Here is a 4,982-nt window from a genome sequence, read left to right as displayed (position 1 = left end):
ACCAGCACGAGCCCCCGTTTGCGCATGGCGATATCCAGGATGATTTCGGGAAGGTTCAGGGCTTCGAAGCGTGGCACGTCCGTTTTGATGGATCGGATAGCCAGCGATATGGTTCCGCGCTGCCTGAAGGCATTGACGCGAAAACGACCTACGCCCGAAAGGCCGACCGACATATCGAGTTCGAAAGTATCCACAAAATGCTGGCGCTGGTGTTCATTGGCCAGATCGCTAAATACCTGATCCATATCCTCGGCCGACAGCCGGTCCATATTCAGCCGGTAAAGCTGGCCATTGACGCGGTATACCGGCGGACCGCCGACACGCATATGTAAATCTGAAGCGTTTTTCTCCATCATGCCGCGCAACAGCGCCTGAATATCAATCATACCGGCAACTCGATAAGCTCTTTGGGAAAATGGGTAAGTATCTGCGATCCATCGTCTCTGACAACCGCCATATCTTCGATGCGAACACCGCCAGCTCGCGGGGAGTAGATGCCGGGTTCGACGGTAATCATTATACCATTATGTAAAAGGGTTGTGTCTTTCTTCGCAATGCGGGGATTTTCATGAATCCGTCGACCGACGCCGTGCCCGGTGGCATGGCCAAACTGGTCGCCATAGTTGTGTTTATTGATGTAATCGCGTGCGATTTTGTCGATGTCCCGCGCCCTGACTCCCGCCTTGATGCCGGCCAGTGCTTTTTTTTGTGCCTGGAGAACTATGTTGTACATGCGTCGCTGGAGCCGTGAAGCCTCTCCGCACGTAAATGTTCTTGTCATATCGGAACACAAGCCCTGATGCGTACATCCGAAATCGATCAAGATAATGTCCCTGTGTTTCAGCGTCCGCTTCGAAGGCATGCCGTGGGGGAGTGCTGATCGCGTGCCGAACAAGACAATGGTGTCAAATGAGGGACGTTCGGAACCGGATTCTAAGCAATACTTTTCGAGCCGGGACGCGGCCTCCTGCTCTGATATGCCCGGCCTGAGACGGGGCAGGAGCCTGTTGAGTGCTTGGTCGGCAATGCCGGCAGCTATTCGTGCGGCTTTGATTTCGGTGTCGGATTTGCTGAGAAACAGTCCCGGAATTTCGTTGCGCAATTTGACGATTGTTGCTTTTGAACACTGTTTCTTCAGTCGGTCATATTGGTCGACGGTGAGGAAATTTGATTGCACGCCCAAGCGAGCGCCTTTGCGCAGCAGCTTATTGAGAAAGGTGAAACTGCTTTCTTTGATTTCGAAAAACTGCCACGCGGGATGCTGTTTGCAATGCCCGGTTGCCGCTTTGCGATAGCGAAAATCACTGATGAGTACACTTCGTCGCGATGAAATAAGCGCATGAACGTTGCTTGAGTGAAAACCACTGATATATTCGACATCCGTCGGATCGGAGATGAGAAGGTAGCTCAACTTCTTACTGCGCAAAAGCTCACGGGCGTCGGCTATTCGCTGAGGCTGTTGTTTTTTCATGCATCACCGTGGAGATTAGCTTGACTTTTTCTTCTTAGTCTGCAGATTATCGCGCACCTTCTTTTTAATGCGTACGCCTTTGAGAGGGCGCCGTTCTCTGGCTTTCTTCTTTGTGCGAGAAGGTTGCTTCTTTTTTGGTACAGAGGCAGGGCGCGGAAGGGGTCTGGGCTCGGGTTGCTGTTGCTGTGGCCGCTGATTCTGCTGCTCGGGCGGAAGCTCGGCCAGCTCTTTTTTGATGGCCTCGATTCGATCTATGATTTTCTCGTTGTCGGGATCGCGCTTGAGCAAGCGTTCATATATGGTGAGTGACAGGTGAATTTGGCCCTGTTGATAATAGATTTGTGCCAGGGTAGGCGTTAGTACATGGTCGGGAATCGAATAGGCCGAAGGCTCCGGCACTGGACGTGGAGACGATTGCCGGGGTTGCTCTTCCGGCGTTGCATCAGCAGCAGATGCGTGTTTTGCAGGCTCTTGCTCGGGCGGTTGCGGCGCCGATGTACCGGGAACGGTTTGTTCAGGTGCAGGCTCCTCGGGCAGAAGCTCTTCGGGTAAGACGTCCTTTACTTCTGCGGAATCTGCCGCAGTTTCTGCTCCGGCGAGCGCTTCTTCCCCCGCATACTCCTCTTTCATACCGGAATCTTGCGGCTCTTCGCTCTCATCGGCAACAAGATCCTGCACGGGTTGTTCCAGTTCAACCTGCGATAGATTTGCCAGTTGATCGTCGTCGGTTTCGGTTGATTGTGCATCCTCTCCTTCGAGATTGTAAAAGCCGTCGGGTATGCTGCTATCGGTATCTTCCTCCTCTGCTTCATCCGACTGATAGGCAATTTGATTTTCTAAGAGGAGTAGCGGATACCCCGTAACGACGCGCAATGCCGTACAAGTTGTCCCCCCGCTGCACCCGGTAATACTTGGGGCGTGGCGGTGCGGTTATTTTCAGGGAATCCGGAAGAAGTGCAAGCCTTGTTGCCATGTCTTGCGCAGTCACTGTTGGTGGAAGATGAATAACGGTCTGTGCAGGAATCAACTTATCTGCACGAAAAACAACCGGTCGTATCATGGGATTTAATTGTTCAAGAACATTTGTTGACACACCGGTATAATTAGCCAACACGGATGGTTTCATGTAGTAGCTGAGTGTTATGTCGGTAACAGTCAACCGGGGAGCATAGCGCACTTCATCGAAATAGTCCTGTGGATTATCTGCGATTTCAATGGCGGCAAGAAAGCAGCTGTAAAAATTTTTGGATGCGAATTTAAATGTCCTGCTCTGGTGCCGTTGGATAATGTTTGCAATGTCGCGGGAACCTGTTGCTTTTACCGCACGTTTCATACCATACAAACCGTGATTGTAAGCGGTTATCGCAAGGGGCCATGCTTTCAATTCACGGTAATTATGTGACAGGAGTTTTGCAGCCGATCTTGTGGCAAGTATCGGATCCCGTCGTTCATCGATAGTATAACCGATTTTTAACCCGTAATTTTTCCCGGTCCCCCGCATGAACTGCCACATGCCTGCGGCCCCGACTTTGGAGTAAGCGTACGGATTAAAGGATGACTCGACGTGGGGAAGATATGCCAGGCGAAGTGGAATATCATATTCGGCAAGTATCGCGCGGATAGTATCCAGATAGGCTCCACTGCGGTATATTCCCTCCAGAAAACGTTCTTTCTGCCCCTGCTGAAATCGTATGCGGTCTATTGCCCCACTGATTTCATTTCTATCGGCATAGGTGTCGTATAATCCTATGAGCCATTTCTGACGGTCATTCCAGCTGGATGAATCTGTCAGGTCGGTGCTTTCGATCAACTCGACTATTTCCTGTTTGTATGACCGAATAATATTTCGCCGGGTGCGTCCGGAAGTTTTCCCTGTTGTAACAGTTCCGAATATTACCATAGGGAATTGCTGGTCATGAAGAAGCCCTTCCTCAAGAGAAACCTCGGTGTAAATTTTTTTCCAGAATGTAACATTGTGCTTAATGATTTCCGGAGAGTCAAACGGGTCCGCAATCTCTTTGGCAAAAATATTCAACCAGCAAAGGATACTCATTACAAATACAATATTTTTTCTCACACTGATCCTCACGTAATTATTCAATGGCCTCTAATGTCAAAATACCATGATTGCATCATTATTTCCACAATTGCGACAGGATTCATTCAACAACACCCATTAATTAACCTGTACGTACGTTTTTTTCTGTATATTTAGGGTATTAATCGAAAAAGCTGACCCAAGGACTACGTTTACAGGAGTTCATTATGAAAAAGGCATTGTTCTCTATTCTGATATTGACGGTTTCTATCTGGCCCTACTCTATCCATGATGGGTCTTTTTATAGTAATTATACCAATGAGGCGATGGAATACCGTGTTATCATACCGGCCAGTTATGACAGTATTACCACCAATGGTGGAAAAGTCCCGGTGGTGTATATGCTTCACTGTCTGGGCGGTGACCTCGACTACAACATTAACAGCCATATCGACCTTCTTGAAATGATCGATTCATATGATTTTTTAATCGCAATGGTCTATGACGGTAGCGGTGGTAAGTGGTGGCTTGACAGCCCTGTCCGCACATATTCCCAGATGTCATCAGTTATCGGCAAGGAGTTTCCGTTGCTCATAGACTCCGTATTTGTGACCCTGCAATCGCGTGACAACCGTGGTCTTACCGGGCACAGCATGGGTGGATACGGCTCTATGCATAATCTACGTAACCATCCGGACGTGTTCAGTGCAGCATTTTCCAGCAAAGGCATGTGCGACATGATGGGCAGTGGCGCATATTATCATCTTGAAAACCTTTTAGGTGAATACGATACCGACTCCGTAGAATGGCACAAACGCGATCTGGTTACCCAGGCCGATGACTTTAAAGATATCGATATGTCGCTGAAATTTTACAGCGGTGACCTGGATATATTTGGAGAAGAAAACAGAGATTTCAGTGAAAACCTTACCGCCGCAGGTATCACTCATGTGCATTATGATGACAACGCGGAAGGACATTCTCCTATGGGTGCACACAACGTTAAAATCATGCTTGACTTTTTCGATAGCACAATCACAAAACAACCATCCGTAACCCGCACCGGTTTTCGCAGGTTACAGCCGTTACATACCACAAACACGTACGCGGTTGCACTGGCAACATTCCTTCCCCAAACAGCACAGATCACTTTTCACCTTGTAAACGGACGACATGTGCAATATCAGGGAAGAGCCCCCATTTCTTTTACACCGGTTATTTATAAGCATTAAGGGAGAAACAGGAACATGCAATTTAAACTCATCAGTATCATTACCCTGCTGTTAGTACATAATTCTTTTTCACAACACTTTGAATCCAATCCCTTAGTGGGTGTGACACTGCCGATTGGAGCAGAAGTCGGTTTTCTCACAGAAGCCAGTTTGCCATTCACCAGTGTAACTGATAGGCAATTTGATTTTCTAAGAGGAGTATAGTACTCAGCGTTTTTGTGAGCAAAATGATCAACCTGTT

At 48.4% G+C, this 4,982-nt stretch carries 6 protein-coding genes; 2 read left to right on the top strand and 4 right to left on the bottom strand.

The features are described 5' to 3' along the window. The 4 genes from GF401_12665 to GF401_12650 all read right to left on the bottom strand — a co-directional run. The coding region (locus GF401_12665; protein ID MBD3345908.1) for a type IV pili twitching motility protein PilT at window positions 1–386 on the bottom strand (386 nt) is incomplete at its 3' end. Next, window positions 383–1,471 carry a M24 family metallopeptidase gene (locus GF401_12660; GenBank protein MBD3345907.1) on the bottom strand — a complete coding sequence of 363 codons (1,089 nt, stop codon included), beginning with the start codon at window positions 1,469–1,471 and terminating at the stop codon, window positions 383–385. The genes GF401_12665 and GF401_12660, both read right to left, overlap by 4 nt. A 15-nt stretch (window positions 1,472–1,486) precedes the next feature. Beyond that, on the bottom strand, window positions 1,487–2,344 hold the full coding sequence (locus GF401_12655; protein MBD3345906.1) for a hypothetical protein: 858 nt from the start codon (window positions 2,342–2,344) through the stop codon (window positions 1,487–1,489). Further along, on the bottom strand, window positions 2,280–3,548 hold the full coding sequence (locus GF401_12650; protein ID MBD3345905.1) for a transglycosylase SLT domain-containing protein: 1,269 nt from the start codon (window positions 3,546–3,548) through the stop codon (window positions 2,280–2,282). The genes GF401_12655 and GF401_12650 overlap by 65 nt, the downstream gene beginning before the upstream one ends. A gap of 188 nt (window positions 3,549–3,736) precedes the next feature. Here GF401_12650 and GF401_12645 point away from each other — a divergent pair, with 188 nt between their 5' ends. Continuing rightward, a complete protein-coding gene (locus GF401_12645) occupies window positions 3,737–4,741 on the top strand; it encodes a prolyl oligopeptidase family serine peptidase (GenBank protein MBD3345904.1) in 1,005 nt (334 codons plus the stop codon). Between the two features lie 15 nt (window positions 4,742–4,756). Next, window positions 4,757–4,945 (top strand): hypothetical protein, encoded by a 189-nt coding sequence (locus tag GF401_12640; protein MBD3345903.1) that lies wholly within the window; start codon window positions 4,757–4,759, stop codon window positions 4,943–4,945. Window positions 4,946–4,982 lie beyond the last annotated feature (37 nt).

This window comes from Chitinivibrionales bacterium (assembly GCA_014728215.1).
In the GTDB taxonomy this organism is placed as follows: Bacteria; Fibrobacterota; Chitinivibrionia; order Chitinivibrionales; family WJKA01; genus WJKA01.
Note: the sequence above shows the minus strand (reverse complement) of the source record. Positions and strands in the feature narration are given on the sequence as shown.

Bases quoted from the DNA above. Each gene is read 5' to 3' on its own strand.
- GF401_12645 (MBD3345904.1), top strand. From the start codon at position 3,737: ATGAAAAAGGCATTGTTCTCTATTCTGATATTGACGGTTTCTATCTGG.
- GF401_12640 (MBD3345903.1), top strand. From the start codon at position 4,757: ATGCAATTTAAACTCATCAGTATCATTACCCTGCTGTTAGTACATAAT.
- GF401_12660 (MBD3345907.1), bottom strand. From the start codon at position 1,471: ATGAAAAAACAACAGCCTCAGCGAATAGCCGACGCCCGTGAGCTTTTG.